Source organism: Roseburia sp. 831b (genome assembly GCF_001940165.2).
Lineage (GTDB): Bacteria > Bacillota > Clostridia > Lachnospirales > Lachnospiraceae > Roseburia.
The window spans coordinates 324423-345016 of the sequence record NZ_CP135162.1 but is presented as its reverse complement, the minus strand read 5'-3'; the positions used below and the strand labels follow the sequence as shown (position 1 = coordinate 345016).

Annotated in this window: 17 protein-coding genes; 1 reads left to right on the top strand and 16 read right to left on the bottom strand. The window is 41.6% G+C overall.

Annotated features, from left to right (window positions below):
* Window positions 1-16: 16 nt before the first annotated feature.
* From BIV16_RS01510 to ispE, 3 genes are all read right to left on the bottom strand, one after another.
* A complete protein-coding gene (locus BIV16_RS01510) occupies window positions 17-1468 on the bottom strand; it encodes a spore germination protein (protein WP_083625088.1) in 1452 nt (483 codons plus the stop codon).
* A gap of 212 nt (window positions 1469-1680) precedes the next feature.
* A complete protein-coding gene (locus BIV16_RS01505; RefSeq protein ID WP_075679660.1) occupies window positions 1681-2355 on the bottom strand; it encodes a GntR family transcriptional regulator in 675 nt (224 codons plus the stop codon).
* Between the two features lie 45 nt (window positions 2356-2400).
* On the bottom strand, window positions 2401-3276 hold the full coding sequence (gene ispE / locus BIV16_RS01500) for a 4-(cytidine 5'-diphospho)-2-C-methyl-D-erythritol kinase (RefSeq protein WP_075679661.1): 876 nt from the start codon (window positions 3274-3276) through the stop codon (window positions 2401-2403).
* A gap of 179 nt (window positions 3277-3455) precedes the next feature.
* Between ispE and BIV16_RS01495 the strand changes: the two genes are divergently transcribed.
* A complete protein-coding gene (locus tag BIV16_RS01495) occupies window positions 3456-4064 on the top strand; it encodes a hypothetical protein (RefSeq protein ID WP_242940333.1) in 609 nt (202 codons plus the stop codon).
* A 75-nt stretch (window positions 4065-4139) separates the two neighbouring features.
* Here BIV16_RS01495 and BIV16_RS01490 read toward each other — a convergent pair whose 3' ends face one another.
* The 13 genes from BIV16_RS01490 to BIV16_RS01430 form a co-directional block, all read right to left on the bottom strand.
* Window positions 4140-5423, bottom strand: a complete 1284-nt coding sequence (locus BIV16_RS01490) for an aminotransferase (protein WP_075679662.1) — start codon at window positions 5421-5423, stop codon at window positions 4140-4142.
* Between the two features lie 66 nt (window positions 5424-5489).
* Window positions 5490-6803, bottom strand: a complete 1314-nt coding sequence (locus tag BIV16_RS01485; protein ID WP_075679663.1) for a replication-associated recombination protein A — start codon at window positions 6801-6803, stop codon at window positions 5490-5492.
* A 258-nt stretch (window positions 6804-7061) separates the two neighbouring features.
* Window positions 7062-7709, bottom strand: a complete 648-nt coding sequence (locus BIV16_RS01480) for a polysaccharide deacetylase family protein (RefSeq protein WP_075679664.1) — start codon at window positions 7707-7709, stop codon at window positions 7062-7064.
* Between the two features lie 500 nt (window positions 7710-8209).
* Window positions 8210-8896: a hypothetical protein gene (locus BIV16_RS01475; RefSeq protein ID WP_075679665.1), complete on the bottom strand. Its 687-nt coding sequence runs from the start codon at window positions 8894-8896 to the stop codon at window positions 8210-8212.
* 127 nt (window positions 8897-9023) lie between these two features.
* On the bottom strand, window positions 9024-9998 hold the full coding sequence (gene bsh / locus BIV16_RS01470; protein WP_143524708.1) for a choloylglycine hydrolase: 975 nt from the start codon (window positions 9996-9998) through the stop codon (window positions 9024-9026).
* A 112-nt stretch (window positions 9999-10110) separates the two neighbouring features.
* Window positions 10111-10542: a hypothetical protein gene (locus tag BIV16_RS01465; protein WP_075679667.1), complete on the bottom strand. Its 432-nt coding sequence runs from the start codon at window positions 10540-10542 to the stop codon at window positions 10111-10113.
* 59 nt (window positions 10543-10601) lie between these two features.
* Window positions 10602-11315 (bottom strand): hypothetical protein, encoded by a 714-nt coding sequence (locus BIV16_RS01460; protein WP_075679668.1) that lies wholly within the window; start codon window positions 11313-11315, stop codon window positions 10602-10604.
* Entirely contained in the window at window positions 11316-11561 is a 246-nt protein-coding gene (locus BIV16_RS01455) for a hypothetical protein (protein ID WP_143524710.1), read from the bottom strand.
* A 107-nt stretch (window positions 11562-11668) separates the two neighbouring features.
* Window positions 11669-12283 (bottom strand): RHS repeat protein, encoded by a 615-nt coding sequence (locus BIV16_RS01450; protein ID WP_075679670.1) that lies wholly within the window; start codon window positions 12281-12283, stop codon window positions 11669-11671.
* A 236-nt stretch (window positions 12284-12519) separates the two neighbouring features.
* Window positions 12520-12717, bottom strand: a complete 198-nt coding sequence (locus BIV16_RS01445) for a hypothetical protein (protein WP_075679671.1) — start codon at window positions 12715-12717, stop codon at window positions 12520-12522.
* 313 nt (window positions 12718-13030) lie between these two features.
* On the bottom strand, window positions 13031-14128 hold the full coding sequence (locus BIV16_RS01440; RefSeq protein ID WP_075679672.1) for an RHS repeat domain-containing protein: 1098 nt from the start codon (window positions 14126-14128) through the stop codon (window positions 13031-13033).
* 39 nt (window positions 14129-14167) lie between these two features.
* Complete coding sequence (locus tag BIV16_RS01435; RefSeq protein ID WP_075679673.1) at window positions 14168-15487, bottom strand: hypothetical protein; 1320 nt, start codon at window positions 15485-15487, stop codon at window positions 14168-14170.
* Window positions 15484-20583, bottom strand: coding sequence for a DUF6531 domain-containing protein (locus tag BIV16_RS01430; RefSeq protein ID WP_330546363.1), 5100 nt, complete (start codon window positions 20581-20583; stop codon window positions 15484-15486). Before BIV16_RS01430 ends, BIV16_RS01435 begins: the two co-directional genes overlap by 4 nt.
* Window positions 20584-20594 lie beyond the last annotated feature (11 nt).

The following is a 20594-nucleotide window of genomic DNA, read 5'->3' as shown; positions in this document are numbered from 1 at the left end:
CTTGGTTCTCTTCCTTCTACTTTATTTTTCTGCTTTGGTTCTTCTTTGCGCGCAGCTTCGTCCTCTGCATGCGCCTTGCATAAATCGGGCGCTTTCGAAGCTGCCAGATTGGCCACCGCCAGAGGAAATCGCGCTCATCCTCGTAATCGTTTAAGTCCGCCCCTACAAATGGCATCAGATATGGAATTCCAAAACTTTTCAGATGCGACAGATGGATTAACACTGCAAGAAGTCCAAGCAATAACCCAAAATATCCTAATGTGGCACATAGCAGGATAAAAAAGAACTTGAGCAGGCGAAACGCCGTGGCAAATTCCTCATTTGGAATCGCAAACGAGCAAAGCGCGGTAAACGAAACCACAATTACAACAATCGGGCTCACTAGATTTGCCTCCACCGCAGCCTGGCCGATAATCAGTCCACCCACGATTCCAATCGTATTCCCCATTGCTCCCGGAAGCCTTACGCCCGCTTCCCTTAAAAGTTCAAACGAAAGTTCCATAAGCAAAACCTCCACCACCGCAGGAAACGGCACCCCTTGTCTCGCTTCTGCAAAAGACAATAACAGCGTAGTCGGCAGAATCTGCGTATGAAAATTGATGACAGCAAGATAAAAACCAGGCAGTGTCATTGCAAAAAAAGATGCCACATAGCGCAGCATTCTTCCCAACGTCGCAATCTCAAAACGGTTATAGTAATCGTCACTCGTCTTGATAAACGAGTTGTAATCGGTCGGCAGAATCAGCGCAACCGGCGAATTATCCGACATCACCACAGCCCGTCCCTCCAGCAGAGACATCGCCGCACGGTCCGGCCGCTCTGTCGTCTGAAACTGCGGAAAAGGCGAATACCATTTTTCCTCGGAAAGCTGTTCTAACACACCGCTGTCCAGCACGCCATCGATTTCAAACGAATCTAAACGCTGTTCGATTTCCTCCACAAGACCAGGATGCACAATATCTTCGATATACATCACATAAACATTCGTCTTTGAACGGCAGCCCGCCTTGATTTCACGCACTTTCACCTTGGAAGAACGAATTCGTTTTCGAATCAATGCCGCATTCTGCTTCACCGAATCGCAAAGTCCCTCATTGGAGCCACGAATCACTTTTTCGGAATCCGCCTCTCCGATTCCAATTCCAGGATAACCCTCGTCCGGGATTTTAACTACTTTTGTAAATCCATCCACAAAAAGAATGGTCTCCCCGGTCAAAAGCCCATCCACTGCCTCCTCTATCGTCTCAAAAAACACGGCATCTGAAATACAAAGCGCATTCTCTTCCAGTCTCTGTAAAATCTCTTTTCTCGTCGACTTTGAGAATTCCTCTAACACCCGCCCCAGTTCGGAATATCCCATCCCGACGGACACCTCAATATAAGTCAGATAACAATCCACATCCCTGTCGATGCCAAGCTTCATTTTCTTTTTCTTCATATCCGCGCAGTCATGGAAATACTTCTCCATCTGCTCGATATTTTTCTTTAAATCCGAAGATACTTTCGTCTGTTCCGGCACGGCTTCACCTGCTTTCTACGCAATTTTTCTTTCATGATTCGGGTGTCAAAAGGCAGCTTTCAAATTGGTTGCTGCCTTTTGACACCCGAACCTCATAAAACAAAGAAAAAAGGATAAGCGTTTGCTTATCCTTTTAAGTAGTCTATTCACTTTTTCAAATTCTATTCCTGTTCTCGTATCATCTTTTTTACAGCTTCCGCCTGATTATCCACATGAATCTGCATGGCCTTTGTTGCCTTTTTCTTATCCCGTTTTGCTAAGGCATGCTCAATCTCTTCATGCTCTTTCATCAGATTTGGATAGCTGTCCGCGTCTTTTAGATATTCCACGCGGTAACGATATATCTGCTCTCTTAAATTATTTAACATAGAAACTAATTTTGAATTCCCGGTTGACTGATAAATAATGTCATGGAACAAGACGTCTGCCTGTGCAATTCGTTTGACATCCCCGGACTTTGTGGATGCTTCGAATTCCTTCATCGCCTGACGAAGGTTATCAAGCTGTTCCTCTGTGATTTTCTCGCACGCAATATTTACGGCAAGTTCATCCAAAGCCTCACGCACCTGTAAGACATCTTCCATGTCCTTTTCTGTCATGCGCGCCACCTCTGCCCCTTTTCTTGGCACTGTGACTGCAAGTCCTTCCTGCTCTAGCATACGGATTGCCTCACGAATTGGTGTACGGCTGACCCCTAATTTTGCTGCTAATTGCAACTCCATCAGACGTTCTCCCGGTTTGAGTTCCCCTTTTAAAATTGCTTCCCGCAATGTGTTGAACACCACGTCACGAAGTGGCAGATAGGCATTCATATTCAATGTTAAGTCATCTGTCATATCTTACTCTCCATTTCTAGAAAAGTCCCCAATATGTTTCCATTTCTAAATTCTTGCATTGTTATAAATGCTTGTCAGATACACTTGTTTTGCAAGGCCTGATTGCTTCATGGCTGTAAATGCCTCCTGTGCTGTCTCCTCCTTCTCAAAAAGACCAAACACGGTCGGACCGGAGCCACTCATCATGGCATTGATTGCCCCATGTTCTAGCATATGCTGCTTGATGTCTGCAATAACCGGATAATTTGGAATTGTAACCGTTTCCAAAACATTTCCCATATCCGCCGCAATTTTTTTCAAATCCTGTGCCTTAATATCCGCCACAAGCGCATCAATATCCGGATGTACGGTCGTATCATCCAGTTTTAAATTCTCATATACAAATTTTGTCGAAACATTCACGGAAGGTTTTGCAATTAAAACCGGGCATTTTACCATCGGAGGCAGCGCACTTAAATCTTCCCCGATTCCTTCTGCAAGCGCCGTTCCGCGCATCAGGCAGTATGGCACGTCCGCTCCAATCTTCACACCACGTTCCATTAACTCCTTCTTGCTAAGCCCAAGCCCAAACATCCGGTTCATTCCGTATAAAACGGCTGCTGCATCCGTGCTTCCGCCTGCCATTCCAGCCGCAACCGGAATATGCTTTTTCAGATTAACATGAACACCCTCTTTGATTTCAAACTCATCCTTTAGCAGCTTTGCAGCCTTATAGACCAGATTGTTTTCATTTGTAGGAAGAAACGACAAGTTTGTCTCCATTGTGATGTCTGCGCTTCCCGTCTTTTTGATTTCCAGCCTGTCATACAAATGAATGGTCTGCATAATCATGCGCACTTCGTGGTATCCGTCTTCCCTGCGCCTTACCACATCAAGACCAAGGTTGATTTTTGCCAGTGCTTTTAAAGATATTTCGTTCATATGTTTTTCTCCTGTATTTTGTATACAAAATACATTTTACCCTATTTTCCTAAAAAGTCAACTTTTGCTAAATATGACAGCTGTTGTCTCCGATATAAATAGTAAGAAGTAACTATGTCGTCGGAGACGACTGTATCATTTCCAGATGTATTTTGCATCTGACCATGGAGGGAATTATTATGGATATCAGTTCTATTCAAAATGTAACCGCTGCTTCCGTCACAACAAGTGAGAAGACAGCTGTCACCAGAAAAGAAAAAGACCAGACAACCAAAGCACCGGAAACCGGCGTTATCTATGAGAAAAGCAGCGATGCCAAAAACAGCACCGGCGTTGTCAAAAACAAGACAAAGTCTAACGCTGCTATCGTTGCCCAGTTAAAGGCAGATCAGGAGGCAAGAAGCAAACAGTTAACAGACCTTGTTTCCCAGATGTTAAGCAAACAGGGAGTCACCTTAGGAAAAGCGGATGACATGTGGAAGTTCCTAGCAAAAGGCGATTTCACCGTTACCCCTGAGGTAAAAGCACAGGCTCAGGCTGATATTGCAGAGGATGGCTACTGGGGTGTAGAACAGACCTCAGACCGTATCGTTTCTTTTGCAAAAGCATTGTCAAACGACAATCCGGAATATGCAGACAAGTTAATTGCGGCATTTAAAAAGGGATTTGACCAGGCAACCAAAGCCTGGGGACAGAAACTCCCGGATATCTCCCAGAGAACTTACGATGCTGTCCTTGAAAAATTTGATAAATGGGTGAATGAATCCAAAACTTCAGATGAAAATTAAAAAATGGAATCCCATGACACCTTCCCCGGTGCGTGGGATTCCATTTTTATTTTCTTATGTCATTTTTTTATGATTCTATGCCTGTAACAATTTCTCGATACTTGCAATTTTGACACAAAGGACGAAAATCTTGGTTGCAGTCTCTAAATCTTCCATAGATGGATAAGATGGTGCGATTCGGATGACGGAATCTTTTGGATCTTTTCCATAAGGGAAAGGTGCTCCTGCTGGTGTCATCACAACGCCGGCTTTCTTTGCTTTTGCCACAATTTCTTTTGCACAGCCTTCCATTGCCTCAAAACAGATGAAGTATCCACCCTTTGGACTAATCCAGGAACCGATTTCAAGTCCCGCTAACTCTTCGTTGAAAGTGTCTAAAATCATCTCAAATTTTGGACGAAGAGATGCTGCATGTTTTCTCATATGCTCTGTGATTCCGTGAATATCTTTGAAGAAACGTACATGACGAAGCTGGTTTACCTTGTCGTATCCGATGGTCTGAACTTTTAACTGCTTCTTGATATCTTCTAAGTTGTTTGCGGAAGTTGCGATTGCTGCAACACCAGAACCTGGGAAGCTGATTTTACTTGTGGAGCAGAATTTGTAAACCATATCCGGGTTTCCGGCTCTCTTACATTCTTTTAAGATTTCGATTAAGTGATCCTGGTTGATGTCATAAAGATGATGTACGCAGTATGCGTTATCCCAGTAGATACGGAAATCTTTTGCGGCTGGTTTTAATCTTGCAAAACGACGGACGGTCTCATCTGAGTATGTAATACCCTGTGGATTGGAGTATTTTGGTACACACCAGATACCTTTGATTGCTTCGTCTTCGCTGACTAATTTTTCTACCATATCCATATCAGGACCGGTTGGAAGCATTGGAACATTAATCATCTCGATTCCAAAATGCTCTGTGATTGCAAAATGTCTGTCATAACCAGGTACCGGACATAGGAATTTTACTTTATCAAGTTTACACCAAGGAGTATTGCCCATTACACCGTGAGTCATAGAACGTGAAATGGTATCATACATGATATTTAAGCTGGAATTTCCGTAAATAATGATGTTATCCGGGTTGCATTCGATCATATCACCAATCAGCACCTTTGCTTCCTGGATACCGTCTAACACACCGTAGTTACGGCAATCGGTTCCATCTTCGCAGGTTAAATCTACGTTTGATGATAAAACATCCATCATTCCCATGGAAAGGTCTAACTGTTCCTGAGAAGGCTTTCCTCTTGACATATCAAGTTTTAAGCCACGCTGCTGATACTTTTTGTACTCTGCCTCTAAGCTCTTTTTCTCTTTTAATAATTCTTCTTTGGACATCTCCTTGTAAGGCTGCATTTTCTTTCCTCCTAGTTGTTGTATCACTATATTTAAAGCTTTGCATGTTGCAAAGTTTTTCACAAATTATTTTATTTTCTTAAAGTATTCCTGAATCGTCTTCTCATAGCCATTGTCCGACGGCTCATAAAATTTTTCTCCGGTTAAACCATCCGGCAAATATTGTTGGTTTACATAATGATTCGGGTATGCATGTGGATATTGATATCCGACTCCATGGCCAAGCTTTCCGGCTGATTTATAGTGGGAATCCTGCAAATGTGTCGGGATTGGGGCTGTCTTTGTTTCCTTTACAACATCCATTGCGCGGTCAATCGCCGCTATCACAGAATCGCTCTTTGGCGCACATGCGATATACGTCGCCGCCTCCGCCAAAATAATTCTTGCCTCCGGCATTCCAACCCGCTCCGCTGCCTGCGCTGCTGATGTTGCAACTACAAGTGCCATTGGATCTGCATTTCCGACATCCTCCGCCGCATGAACCATCATTCTTCTTGCAATGAACTTGATGTCCTCACCCGCGTAAAGCATTCTCGCTAAATAGTAGACGGCTGCGTCCGGGTCAGAGCCACGCATACTTTTGATAAAAGCAGATACGGTATCATAATGGTTGTCCCCTGATTTGTCGTATCGCACCACACGTTTCTGGATGCACTCGCTCGCCACTTCAAGCGTAATGTGAATCACGCCGTCCCCGCTTCGCTCTGTCGTCATGATTCCAAGTTCAATGGCTGTTAAAGCTGCCCTGGCATCTCCGTTGGAAACGTCTGCTAAAAATTCTAACGCATCCTCGTCCATTTTCGCATGGTAGGAACCCATTCCTTTTTCCACATCATTTACGGCACGAAGCAATAATGTCTTGATATCTTCTTTGGATAAACTTTTGAGTTCAAAAATGATAGATCTTGAAAGTAACGCTCCATTCACCTCAAAATAAGGATTCTCCGCCGTCGCTCCAATCAAAATCACGGTTCCGTCTTCCACAAACGGTAACAGGTAGTCCTGCTGTCCTTTGTTAAAACGATGAATCTCGTCGATAAAAAGAATCGTTTTCTTTCCGTACATCCCACGGTTATTTTTTGCCTGTGATATCACATCCTCCATGTCCTTTTTTCCGGCAGAGGTTGCATTAATCTGCAAAAAATCGGCGCTTGTCGTATTCGCAATTACCTTCGCAAGCGTCGTTTTCCCGGTTCCGGGCGGTCCATATAAAATGATAGAACTTAATTTGTCTGCCTTGATGGCACGATATAAAAGCTTATCTTTTCCTATGATATGCTGCTGCCCTACCACCTCATCTAGCGTGGTTGGCCGAAGCCTTGAGGCAAGCGGCGATTCCTTTTCCTGATTCTGTTCTCTCATATAATCAAATAAATCCATGTTTTCCTCACATCTGCAAGAATCATCTGCCATCCAATTACATTTGTAAATGTATGTGAATATTCGACTCGTTTATGCACATTATGAATTTTTGTTATGTATTTCTTGCATTTTTTTGTAATTTTCGATGCTTTTTATGATGTTTTTAAATGATTATGACATTTTTAACTTTCAAAAATTCATTTCCACTTAATAAACATACATGAAACGCTTCCTTTTTACAAGTGTTTTCGGACATTTTCTACATTCTGCATGATTTTATTCTAAAATCAGTTCATCTACTGTGACAAATTCATATCCCTGTTCCTGCAAAATGTCGATAATCCGAAGTGCAGCCTTGACGGAAGAGTCGTATGCATCATGTAGTAAAATAATATCATTTTCCTGACATTTCGTCACTACCCGTTCCACAACTGCGTCCGCATTATCTGTTTTCCAGTCCAGCGGGTCGACATCCCACAGGACTTCAATCATCTTCGTCTCATAATCCAGATTGCATTTCCAGCATCCGTACGGCGGTCTGATATACTCCGAACGCTTCCCTGTTACCTGATAAATCGCCTCGTTTGTCTTATCGACCTGCTCCATCGCAGCCGCATCCGTCAGGTTCGACAGATTCACATGCTCGTAAGCATGCACCCCAATCAGATGTCCGCCTGCTTCTATTTTTTGCACAATCTTGGGATATTTTTCAATCTCCGCCCCCAGCAGGAAAAAGGTTGCATGTACGTTCCGCTCCTGCAAGCCCTCTAACAAGACCTCCGTGTATTCCGGATTGGGTCCATCATCAAATGTTATCGCTATCTTCTTTGTCTCCATCGTTACCTCCATCGCCTGTGTCACCGTCTTTGAAAAATACCAGACGAATCCACACATCCCCATGATGACCAGTAAAAGAACTGTCATCTTTTTCCGGCACTTTTGTTTTTGAAAAAAATATATTCGAATCAAATCGGTCTACCCTATTATACTCTTTTCTTTTAATATATTCATGTTTTAGATGGAACATGACCCTGTACTTTTGTTTCATGTAATGGAGCATGGGCTGTCGCGATTGTCTGGCGGCACCTTGGAATTCCCAGTATTCTCCTATTGTTTAAATGTTACAGAATTGTTACAATTCAGTTGTGTTCAGGAAAGCGGTGTTTCGATCGGCACTGTTGGACCGACACAAATACGAAAAAAGGAGGATACTATTATGTGTTTTAAATTTTTAGGAAACTGTGACATCATGACATTTATCCGTAATTGTTTCGGATGCTAATTTTACTTTAGGATAAAAATCAATTTACTTGAAATTGATTCTGGAATCTAATTACCTACATGAATGGCGTAATTGCCAAAAAGGCAGCCGGGCTTCGGTTTGATATCAAACCGTGCCGGGCTGCCTTTTTATCGGAATCTTTTTATGCTAAGACTGAGAAAACTACTTCAATTAATAATATCAGGATGCTGACACATGCAATTACGATAGTTGCAATTGCAAGTCCTTTTTTCTTGCTGTGAATACCCTGAATTCCACAGTAGAATTCTAAAATCAGAAGAATAATACCGTAAGACATACCAAAGCAGGAGAATAATAATCCAAGTAAAGAGATTACAAATCCGACAATTGTCCAGGTATCCTTTTTCTTATTGGACTGTTCTACAAATGTGTTTATCGAGTTCGCTGCTGCATTATCTGCCGGTGCACTCTGGTACACATTCTGATTCTGTGTTGGAACCGCTCCTGCATTCTGTGGTGGAACTGCTCCTGTGTCCTGTCCCTGTGCCTCAAGTTTTTTAAGTTCTGTGAACAGTGGATTTAAGTCATTTTTATAAGACTGTTTTGGAATTGCTCCAACTGCCCCTTCAAGTGCCATTGGCTTTTCGAACGTTCCAATGTACGCTAAAATCACAACTTCATTTCCATTGATGTAATATTCAAATCCGCGTTTTCCTTTTACAATTGGATCATTGAAAAAATAATAGTTTGCGTTCTGTCTTGGTTCTGGATGAAATTCATTTACCGCCAAAAAGTTCTGAATTACATTGTTTACCACTGCCATATCAGCATTTATGGTAAAACGATACTCTGTCTTTCCTTTTCCCATTTTCATATGCTCCTGTCTTTTACAATACTTTCTTCCCAGATATTTCTGTTAATTTTTGGAAAAATCTAGTACTTTTAGGATAGCACAATTAACTACACGTGTAAATGAATTTCGACATTTTTTCCAATTAATTCTGATAACAGATGACTTCTTTTTGTAACATTGGATAATGCACCACCGTATCTGCCTCTAAATCCTCATGATGCATATCGACTGCAGAAATCTGACGATTGGTGTAAGTTGTGTAATAGTAAATTCCCTTTGTCGTGTTGCAACAGGATGTATAAATTGTAATCTCATAGGAACCGTTTGGGAGTTCACAACAGCCTCTTTGCTGCTCCACCGAACCTAGAATATGGAAAAACTGGCTGACACTCTCTTCCTCAGAATCGCCGGACACTGCATTCATTTTGGTGAACGCAACTTTTGCAAACCTGGATGTGGAGGATAAATCTCCCGGCAATCCGATTGCCCCCATTCCACGGCTGTATAAATCAAAATGCAATTTATCCGAGAAACGATTTTGAGGCTGTTTTGGAGAAAGTCCCTGATACTGGTTCAGTAAAAACATCTGTTTGTCAAAAGGTGGATTATTGGTCAAAACACCAACCGGATTCTCGTAAACATTTAATCCTTCTGCAACGCTTTCCACCGTAATTGCCTCTGTTTCATCCGCAATCAGCCAATGCAGGGATGCCGTTGGGAACTGTTCTGCAAATGGTGTATCAACAAGATTGATGTTCTCTAATAACTTTTTTGCTTCCTGTACCGTTGCACATTTTCCCAAAATCCATGGGATAAACTCGAAAGTTGCAATATTTTCTTTTCCTTCCTGTACTTTTCCAAAAACTGCATTTCCAACGAAGTTGAGCCCTGCCATGGCGAGTCCTTTTTCATTTGCAGCCTCATAGTAAAGTGGGTAACCGCCTCCCATATGCGCCATCCCAATCATGGCATAATGCTTGTCCATTGTTCCCATATGTCTGAACACAAATGGATAATTACGCGGTGTAACCGCAATCTCCTCCCCATAAGAGAATTCATAATCCAGCGTTCTTCCAAAATAAAAATCTTTCGTCTTATAAGTTGCTGCTGTACACATACGCATTCCTCCTGTTTTTATGTTATTTTTTATGCTTTATTTTTATTATGTCATTTTTCTGTGTTGTTACTAGGGATATCATAACATAAATTGGGGAATTTTGACATTACGCTTATCTGGTAAATATAATCTTTTGCTGCATAAAACGGATGAAATCTTCCACGATGTCTCTCGGAACGGCAAAATATAGGGTTCGATACATTTTTTTCTGCTCATATATCTTTTCTCCGGTATCAAGAAGATGTTCTTCATAGTCAACATAATGCCCTTTTAAACGAAATGCTGTTCCACTCAATTTTTGAAATGCAATTGGTTCCATTACAAAAACAGGCATATCCTGTAAATACACTTCTGCATGACTGCTCACAAGGGTATCTTTTCTCTCTACGGTCTGATCACAGCTTCTGTCTATTACAATACTATAATTTTCATCACTGAATTCAAACTTCATATGATAATCGTACCGTGTCTCTTTTCGCTTAAAAAAACGTCCTTCTACAAAATAATCATAACAATCAAATTCAAATACTTTTTGTTTTAACATGCTTTGCTCCTTTATACTCTTCTATTTTTTGTTAACTTCTTCCTATTCCTGTTACTAATCTATTCTTCCCACTCTGACAATTCAACTTTACTATCCCAGGTCACTTCTATGGGTTCCCAGACTGTATCTTTAATTTTCTCATATAGATAATCCAAAAACTCATTTCGTTCATCGAAACATAACAGAAAAATCATTTTTGTATCATCATATCTTAGCCATCGCGGTGATTCATCCTTGATGCCCTTTTCATAATCCCAATATTTTTCCAGTACAACAGCACCCGTCACCTCCAGTATATGCGTATCCGCTTCATATCTGATACCTCTTATAATCTCATACGGATACGTTGTTGTATGCATCGTATTGGGGTCTTTATCCTGTTTATCACCGCATGCCGTTTCATAACTGTCCGGGATATGGTATACAATCCTAATTTCTTCTTCTGTCTGTTCAAACTGCAAATACTTGTTCATATAAACTTCTCCACAACAAGTATAAAATCGTTTATTCCACGTTGCCAGTGCAACCACAGGACACATTACTAGCAACATTGTAGCTATAAAAATATAAAAATTTCCAGGCCCTTCATTTACCAAAGTCCAGTAATTAGGTGACAACATAAGACATACTAGAATTGTTGCACCAGCAATTGGACACAAAACTGCCAATATCCATATTGCTATCTTTATTCCTTTATACTCTGGTGCCTTTTTCACCAGCTTTTTCATGCATTCCTTCTTCTGTTTAAAATCTGGATAATATATTTTCTTCATTTAAAATGCCCATCCTATTCCTGTTTTTAAATTATCCAAAAAAGTTGTAATTGACTTTTTGGCTTTACCACTATTTTTTAATAAATCTCCATCTAAAGAAGCTCCTTGATAAGAATTGAGATAGGAAAATGCCTTTTTCCCAGCATATTCTTTCACATTAAATTTACCATTTGAAATCTTATCCAGGTTTCCAGCAATTCCTTGATAAGTTTTCAACAATTTTTGAATCTTTCCTACCTTCTTCAAAGAATCTCCGACTGTAACAGCTGAGGTTACCACCTACGCAATATCCAGTAAGATTCTTTATAAATTTTTAATATTATTTATTGTCTTATTATCTGTTCTTATCAATCTTAACAAATCTGCAAGTGAATCTGTCCCCGTATATAGAAACTCATACAGAATCTCCATTCCGTTTTCATTACGATTCTTCCGTCTGCATAACAGATTTCTTCTACCTGTCCGTCTTTTCCATAACGGAAGGATGTTTCATAGCCATCTTTATCCACCTTCGCTTTCATTCTTCCAGCCGGGTCATAGGTGTAGCGCTCTACATCTCCAAGCGGGTCTGTCACTGCCAGCACATGGCCTTCCTTATCCCAGGTATAGGTGGTATTCTGTGGTTCTTCCCCATTTACTCCGGTACAGCTGCTCTGTATCAGGTGTCCCATGGCATCATACTGATAGAAGGTCTCATTCCCTAAGGCATCCGTTACTTTTGCAATGTTTCCGTTCGGGGTGTATTCGTAACACGTGGTGTTCCCATTCTCATCTTCTGCCTTCGTGACACGTCCTAATGCATCATAGGTAAAGTAAGCCACCCCTCCGGATGGATTCTGGATGGAGATGATACGGTCAAGACTGTCATAACCATAGTGATAACGTTCCCCCGCCGTGGTGATGCGCTCCGTGAGGTTTCCTTTGGCATCATAACCGTAGTGTTCTCCTGCTCCATCCGGGTAACGCACAATCTTTAGTCTTCCACCTTTTTCATACGTATAAACGGTGCTGCTTCCGTTTGGATAACAGATACGCTCTGCTTTTCCGAGCCCGTTGTAGAAGACACTGGTCGTTGCTCCTGACGCATCTGTGACGCTGGTTCTTTGAATCTTTTTTCTTAAATTGAGAGGGAACTAATCCCTCTCATTATGATTTGAATAAATTGTTTTCTAACCTTTTCGTTCTTTGTTAACCCTATTATATTCTATGATTTTCTATTTTTCTTTATATACTCTATAATCGCTATACCCAATCCAAAACTCAAAAAAATTATTCCCGCAATAAGTAATCCTATTCCAACACCATCCATAAATACATAGATACGATTTAAGCCATATATTCCCACTAAAATCACTCCACCCATTATAAAACTGACAATTATATTAATTTTTGTATCACGCATTATCTAACTCCCTTATCCCATATATTTTTTAATACTAAAATAAACAACTAATATTGCGAAAAAAATCACTGGTATAAATAGAATTGAAAAAACAATTCTACTCAGCTTTCTTGTTCTTTCGTCACTTTCGTAAAGTTCAGCCCATGCCCTCATTCCCTCATCTGAACTGTCCTTGTACTGATTAATAAAATTAACACGATCTTGTGCACTTATTATTAAACCATCATTTTTTTATACCACTTAAATAAAATAAACAATATTATAAATGGGCTTAATTTACTAATAACAAAATCAATAATTGTACATAATATAGTTAGAAACATTTTTCTTCTCCTTTCGGTACTTGAATATAATCTTCATATTTTTCTACTATATAGTCACCAATCAAATTATCATATAATAAATCTTTTACTGTAGAACTTGAGGTATCTAAAGACCCTTCTACATACTTTACAAATCCTGTAGCAATCTTTGCATAAATATCATCACCCAAGACATTATTACCAATAAAAGTATCTAAATCACCTGTAACAACTTTATTAACGATATTTATATTTCCATGTGTTATCTTTCCGAACAATTTTCCCGCAGCAGTTCCAATAATCGCCTGTATTGTACCATTAGCTAATGCATCAAAAGCTATTACATCCAATCCCTTACCTGGTTCATCTAGCTTTGTCGTCACAACTTCTCCAATAGCACCTCCAACAAAATTTGCGGTTGGAATAACAGCAGGTCCAATGCCCGGAATCGCAGTAAGGCCTCCAACAATTCCTCCGTTAACAGCTCCTCCAACATAACCATTTGCAAACGATCCACCTGTCAGCATATTGGATACACCTCCACTTACAGCTCCTGCAGTAGCTCCAGCAGCTATTCCTCCAAGAACAACTCCTGCTACTCCACCTGTAACCACTGACAGTGCACCTACTCCTGCAATTGCCGCCGTAGTTAATACAACCTTTCCGATATCGGATTTTGCCCAATTTTTTGTTGCATCCCATGCATCCGATAAACCATCCTTAATCCCCTTCCCGATGTCCTTCAAACTAGGCCACATACCATTCAAATCCACCATATCCATTAGTCTGTTCCAGCAGTAGTTGTAATGGTTCATCGTGTATGGTACTGCGATATGTCCTTTCAGGAAGTCCTCACTGACAAATCTTCCTGCTCCGGCATCATAGCGTCTTGCCTGTGCAAAATACAATCCTCCTGCGCTGTCCATCTGATAACCCGTGAAGCCAAAGCTTTGCATGGAGTCTTGAAAGATATCTTTTGCAGTCCGGATGTCATTACCGAATTCATCAAATCCGTAGGCTTCCTCACTTCTTCCTGCCTCATCTGCTAAGCGCATCGGGCTTCCTAAGTCATCCTGGAAGTAGAAGTGGTCTCTTCCTTCTTCTTCCATTCCGGCAACATTGCCATCCCAGAAATGTTTTATCGGTAATTATAATAATTCTTCCTTTTTACAAGCATCCATATATACAATGATTTCTTTTCCAATATCTTCCATATACCATGGTATATCCTTTCCCTCCTCAGGTTTCTTTATCCCTTTTTGATTCAGATATCCCATATACGTCAAATTATTAATTGCCAAATGATTTCTAAAACCTCGTCTCATTGTAGCATCTACATCTGGTAATATTTTAAATATTACGTTCTGATTATGTACCTTTTTAGTTATTTCTTCGCCATTATAATTCCAATCAACTTCAGCAGATATACACAGAATTGGCTTTTCTATTTCCGATAAAATTGAAATCCAAAATTCTGATTCTCTATTAAACAGTTCCCCATATGCCGTGACTACATTGCCTTTTTGGATCAATGACTCTATCTTTTCATACTCCCGTTCTACCTCCTTTTCCCGAACTTTTTTGATTCTACCGAAACTATCGAGTCTACACCTAGATATAATCCTCTGTTTTCCGGTCTCTCCACCACCAAATAATAGTACAATCCCTTGCGTATCTATCTTTTTTTGTAGCAATAATAAAATATTGCATGTGATGCTATGACCAATCAAGTATATCGGGTATTCTCCTGTTTCACATTGAATATTATTTATAACATTTACAAGTTTACTTAATAATTCTTCAAGTGATAGGCTTATGTCTGCTATACTCTTTGTCTCAAAACGAATCACCTGATAACCTTCATCTGCTAATTGCTCTGCCATGTTTTTATACGCACCTACATTAGATAAATATTCTATTCCTTTGGATGTCTCTCTAAATATATTTCCCTCCACATCAATTTCATGAAATAATGTCGCCGGAAAAATATATACGTTTCCCTTTACCGCCTTTAATCGTTTGTTTGATGAAATAACATATTTCGAAAACACTTCACATTCAATATCTTTTTCTTTGTGTGACACATAAACGTTTTCGTGCACATGCATTTGCTTTATATCATTCTTTTTCTCTCTATAAGCAACTGATACCACAATAAATATTTCCAAAAACAACATCACAAGAAATGCCGCACACAATATATATTGCAAATCAACTTTTATTTCATGACTTGCAAATAGATAAATACTGATCACTCCAATTGTAAACAACAAATAAATAATTGTTCCAATTAGCATTAGAATGTCCGTTTTTTGAACATTCTTTCCAATCAGCAAAACTCTTTTCCATCCATTTGGAATATTTTTAATTGTTGTTCCCGTATCACTGTCTTCGCTATTGAATGCTTTTATACCAACACCTATACCTATAAGTGTCACAATCATAAAAATGTATATAAAATTTGTCATTTTTCCTCCTCATCATTCAAACTACACTTCTGAGTCAAATTATTAGAAACTATCTGTGTTCCAACATTCGTTATCCAATTCAAATTGATATCATACCAATTTTTCACATTAGTCCAAACATCCTTAATGTTTTTGTAAACATTTGCACTCGAATTTTTCCATGCAGCTAACGCTCCCATATCATAATCTTGTGACCTTGCAGAATGCCTGTATACATCTTCACTAATCTTATTTTTCAGAATTCTGTCAGAAATACTCTTTCCAATAGTGTTGTTAAAAATAGAGGATATAACACTTCCACCAGCTGCTACCATTCCATTAATAGCCGCTCTTTCCCAAACAGATTCATCATTTATCTTTTTTCCATTTGCCCATACATCTGTTATAACAGATGTTGCACTTCCTATAACAGCATTCGAACCTGCTTCAATTGCTCCTGTAATAAGAGTTTTTCTAATTGTACTTGTTCCAATATTTGTCATTAAATTTGTTAATCCTGAAGCTGCACCAGGAACAAAACTCAGGATTCCCCCTACAACTCCTGAAACAACAACCTCTTTTGCATTTATTTCTCCATTAATTGCACATTGCATTCCTGCGTCAATTCCTGCTCCCAAAATTGCTCCCGCCGCCACAGTTCCAACAACAGGGATGCATGATACTGCTCCCGCTGCTACTACAGATCCAGCAATTATTAACCCACCTGTTATTTGCTGTTTATGGTCAGAAACAAACTCTCCCACACTGCTTGCCGCATTTTTAATCCCCTTCCCGATGTCCTTCAAACTAGGCCACATACCATTCAAATCCACCAAATCCATCGGTCTGTTCCAGCAGTAGTTGTAATGGTTCATCGTGTATGGTACTGCGATATGTCCTTTCAGGAAGTCCTCACTGACAAATCTTCCTGCTCCGGCATCATAGCGTCTTGCCTGGGCAAAGTAGAGGCCTCCTGCGCTGTCCATCTGATAACCGGTAAAGCCGAAGCTTTGCATGGAGTCTTGAAAGATATCTTTTGCCGTCCGGATGTTATTACCGAATTCGTCAAATCCGTAGGCTTCCTCACTTCTTCCTGTCTCATCGGTTAAGCGCATCGGACTTCCTAAGTCATCCTGGAAGTAGAAGTGGTCTCTTCCTTCTTCTTCCATTCCTGCGACATTGCCATCCCAGAAGTAAGTCTGGTCCGGGCCGCTTCCTGTCTTCTGCAGGAGGTTATGGTACTGACGGGTCAGATCTAAGGTATAACGGATGGTCCGGGCCGGGGCTGCATCCCCTGTTGCAATGCGTTGTCCCATTCTGTGACCTAATCCGTTATACTGATAGACTGCCTTTTGGATGGTTCCGTCTGTCCTTCCCATGGAACTGCTCATCTGGTTTGCTGCATCAAACCCGTATGCTTTTAAAACCTCTTCCCCGCTTGTTACGGATAACAGGTTTCCCCTGTGGTCATAGGTATAGTCTTTGGTTCCATGTGCATCGTTCTCCTGCATCAGCTGGTTTTTCGTGTTGTAACGGTAGGTTGTCACCAGTTCGCCTGCCGTCTGGTACTCGGTCTTGCTGCTTCGGTTTCCAAAGGCATCATATCCGTAGGAGCGGAGTGTTTTTCCATTCTGCGATACATGGATCAGGCGGTTTAATTCATCATAACCATAGGAAAAACTTCCACTGTCTTCCGGAAGACCTGGTCTTTCCTTTTCTGCCGTGATTTTATTTCCCATGACATCATAACCGTAGCGGTAGCGTTCTGTAAAGTCTGCTCCCGTATGTAAGATTTCTTCGACTTTTCCGGCTCCGTTGTAGCAGTAGTCTGTGCGGTTTCCTCCCGGGAACTGCTTTCCGGTCAGTCTTCCGGCGTCATCGTAGCGGTACCGGATTGTTTTCTCCTGTTCCTTATTGGATATGAGTTTCATGGCGGTCAGCTGCATCGCTTCGTTATATTCATATGCTGCTTTTCTTCCATCCGGGTAGAGAACTGCCGTTCTTTCTCCCATGCTTCCCCATTCATACCCGACCGTTTTTCCGTATGGGTCTGTGACAGAAGATACCCGTCCTGCCTCATCCATGGCGATCTTTGTTGTACCGAGCCAGTCTTTTACTTCCTCTAACTGGCGGATGGCATTATACGTTAAGGATACGGTTCTTCCGTCTGCATAGCAGATTTCTTCTGCCTGTCCGTCTTTTCCATAGTGGAAGGATGTTTCATAGCCATCTTTATCCACCTTCGCTTTCATTCTTCCAGCCGGGTCATAGGTGTAGCGCTCCACATCTCCAAGCGGGTCTGTCACTGCCAGCACATGGCCTTCCTTATCCCAGGTATAGGTGGTATTCTGTGGTTCTTCCCCATTTACTCCGGTACAGCTGCTCTGTGTCAGGTGTCCCATGGCATCATACTGATAGAAGGTCTCATTCCCTAAAGCATCCGTTACTTTTGCAAGGTTTCCGTTCGGGGTGTATTCGTAACACGTGGTATTCCCATTCTCATCTTCTGCCTTCGTGACACGTCCTAATGCATCATAGGTAAAGTGTGCTGCCCCTCCGGATGGATTCTGGATGGAGATGATACGGTCAAGGCTGTCATAACCATAGTGGTAACGTTCCCCTGCCGTGGTGATGCGCTCCGTGAGGTTTCCTTTGGCATCATAGCCGTAGTGTTCTCCTGCTCCATCCGGGTAACGCACACTCTTTAGTCTTCCACCTTTTTCATACGTATAAACGGTGCTGCTTCCGTTTGGATAACAGATACGCTCCGCTTTTCCGAGCTCGTTGTAGAAGACACTGGTCGTTGCTCCTGCCGCATCTGTGACACTGGTTCTTCTTCCTAAATCATCATAGGTATAGCATGTCACCTGACCGCAGGCATTGGTCTCTTTGACCAGGTTTCCTTCCCTGTCGTATTCATACGCTGTCTTTGCACCGTCCGGCTCCGTCACTTCCGTCAGACGGTTTGCGGCATCATAACGGTAATGGGTGGTATTTCCTTCCGGGTCTGTCATTCCGGTCCGGTTTCCGGCTGCATCATAGGCATAGGTTACCACACCGCCCATCGGAAGTACCTGTTTCACAAGACGGTTGTCTTTGTCATAGAAGTATTCCTGTTTTCCCTGGTCCGGTGCTGTGACGGAACGAATGTTCCACATCCTGTCGTAGGTAAACTGTACCGTATGTCCTTCTTTGTCGGTGTAGGTCTCTACTTTTCCAAGCGGGTTGTAGGCAAATCCTTCCTTATTTCCATCGAAATCCCGGATTGCCGTGATTTTTCCGCCCGCATTGTAGGTGTAGGCTCTCTGGTTTCCCATGGCATCGGTTACCGTTGTGATCCGGTCGGCTGCATCATAGGTATAACGTGTTGCGTTCTGATTGGCATCCACGGTTTCTGTCACACGGTTTAAGGCATCATAACCGTAGGTTGTCACGCCTCCTGCAGCATCTGTTAAACGGACAATATTTCCTTTGTCATCATAGCCGATTTCGAAAAAGCTTCCGTCCGCATAGGTGACTGCCCGTGGTCTTCCTGCCGCATCGTTTTTGATACCGACTTTGTTTCCATACAGGTTTTCTGTTCCGGTCAGATTTCCTTTTGCATCATAGTGATTTTTTAAGCGTTCTTTTCCATTGATGCTGACACTGACCAGATGGCAGTCTGCATCGTAGGTGTAATTGACCCTGCGCTTTAGGGCATCCACGGTCTGGGTGAGGTTTCCGCGGTTATCATACGCCATTCTTGTCGTTCTGCCCAGGCGGTCTGTTCTGCTGATGCACTGGTTTTTGTCATTATAAAGGTAACGCTCTTTGGTTCCATCCTCGTAGATGGTCTCTGTATTGCGGTAACGGTCATCATGCACGTGGATGATTTTACTGCCGTTGCGCTCTGTGAGTGTAACGCGGCGGTTTTTGTCATCGTAGGAAAACTCCATTGTTCCACCGTCCGGAAACTCCTGGTGGATGATACGGAATCTTTTGTCATAGGTATTTTTTACGGGTGTGACATGGCGGGCATTTTCAACTTCCGTGATTCTTCCGTTTTCCCCATAGGTATAAGTGTACTCTGCCCCGGATGCTGTTGTCACTTTCTTTAGTGTTTCATTCTGGTACTGTAAGCGCACACTTCTTCCGGTGTGGTCGGTTACTTTTTCAAGCTGTCCTTTTTCATTATAACAGTAAGTCAGACTGCTTCCGTTATCCGCTGTGGCTTTTTCTAACTTTCCGTCTTCATAATAGGAAAAAGAGATGCCTCTTCCATTTACATCTTCTTTCCGCAGCATCTTTCCTTCCCGGTCAAAGGATATCTTCTCCTGCCCCGGATGCACGAGGAAATACCCTTTTTCAGTTTCCTTTAGGAATTCAAGCGGCGTGTTTCTTGCAGTGTACTCTTCTTTCTCATTTCTGTCATGGTAGTTAATCTGTCCGTCTGCAAGACGCACCCCGATGGTTCCGTTTTCTTCTTTTTCTAAGGCAATCTGGTAATTATGTAAAAAGCAGTTACCTAGAACACCCGTCCTGCTGTCCTTGGAGTTGTAATACCGGTGGAACGATAACGGAATCTCTCCTGCGATTTTTAAGTCTTCATGTTCATAAATGAAGTTTCCGGTACTTAGGTTTACCGGATCTTCACTGTTCATGCAGCCTTCTGCCTCGGTTCCAAGCATCTTTTCCTCGATGGTCTTTTCCACAGTTGCCTCGGCATCTTTGATGTTCTCTACATCTGCATCTAAAACCCCCTTCATCCTTCCCATATCCATGTTTCCACCAGTTGGATCAATGGTGCTGGCAAGGTCATTGATGAATTTTATGATGTTATTTCCGCAGGTAACCTGGCTGCTTACGATGCTTAAGTATCTGGTATCAACTGCCTGTACATTGGAAAAAATCTCTTCGATCTGCCTGGCTGTGGTGTTATTTTTGTCCAGCACTTTCTTATGATAAGTGTCTACGTCATCTACATACTTCTGAATGTCGAGTTGCCCCAGCCAGCTTTGCACGGTCAGTCCAATGTCACCAAAGAAATCTTTTATCTGATCCCATGTACCGGTTGCTGTTACTTCATCTACATACTTTAAAAATTTTTTTTTTGCTGTTTCTGAAAAATCTCTTAGCATTGGTATCTAGT

Bases quoted from the DNA above. Each gene is read 5' to 3' on its own strand.
- BIV16_RS01435 (WP_075679673.1), bottom strand. From the start codon at position 15,487: ATGACAAATTTTATATACATTTTTATGATTGTGACACTTATAGGTATA.
- BIV16_RS01440 (WP_075679672.1), bottom strand. From the start codon at position 14,128: ATGGAAGAAGAAGGAAGAGACCACTTCTACTTCCAGGATGACTTAGGA.
- BIV16_RS01460 (WP_075679668.1), bottom strand. From the start codon at position 11,315: ATGAAGAAAATATATTATCCAGATTTTAAACAGAAGAAGGAATGCATG.
- BIV16_RS01445 (WP_075679671.1), bottom strand. From the start codon at position 12,717: ATGCGTGATACAAAAATTAATATAATTGTCAGTTTTATAATGGGTGGA.
- bsh (WP_143524708.1), bottom strand. From the start codon at position 9,998: ATGTGTACAGCAGCAACTTATAAGACGAAAGATTTTTATTTTGGAAGA.
- BIV16_RS01505 (WP_075679660.1), bottom strand. From the start codon at position 2,355: ATGACAGATGACTTAACATTGAATATGAATGCCTATCTGCCACTTCGT.
- BIV16_RS01495 (WP_242940333.1), top strand. From the start codon at position 3,456: ATGGATATCAGTTCTATTCAAAATGTAACCGCTGCTTCCGTCACAACA.
- BIV16_RS01475 (WP_075679665.1), bottom strand. From the start codon at position 8,896: ATGGGAAAAGGAAAGACAGAGTATCGTTTTACCATAAATGCTGATATG.
- BIV16_RS01490 (WP_075679662.1), bottom strand. From the start codon at position 5,423: ATGCAGCCTTACAAGGAGATGTCCAAAGAAGAATTATTAAAAGAGAAA.
- BIV16_RS01510 (WP_083625088.1), bottom strand. From the start codon at position 1,468: ATGGAGAAGTATTTCCATGACTGCGCGGATATGAAGAAAAAGAAAATG.
- BIV16_RS01480 (WP_075679664.1), bottom strand. From the start codon at position 7,709: ATGACAGTTCTTTTACTGGTCATCATGGGGATGTGTGGATTCGTCTGG.
- BIV16_RS01465 (WP_075679667.1), bottom strand. From the start codon at position 10,542: ATGTTAAAACAAAAAGTATTTGAATTTGATTGTTATGATTATTTTGTA.
- ispE (WP_075679661.1), bottom strand. From the start codon at position 3,276: ATGAACGAAATATCTTTAAAAGCACTGGCAAAAATCAACCTTGGTCTT.
- BIV16_RS01430 (WP_330546363.1), bottom strand. From the start codon at position 20,583: ATGCTAAGAGATTTTTCAGAAACAGCAAAAAAAAAATTTTTAAAGTAT.
- BIV16_RS01485 (WP_075679663.1), bottom strand. From the start codon at position 6,803: ATGGATTTATTTGATTATATGAGAGAACAGAATCAGGAAAAGGAATCG.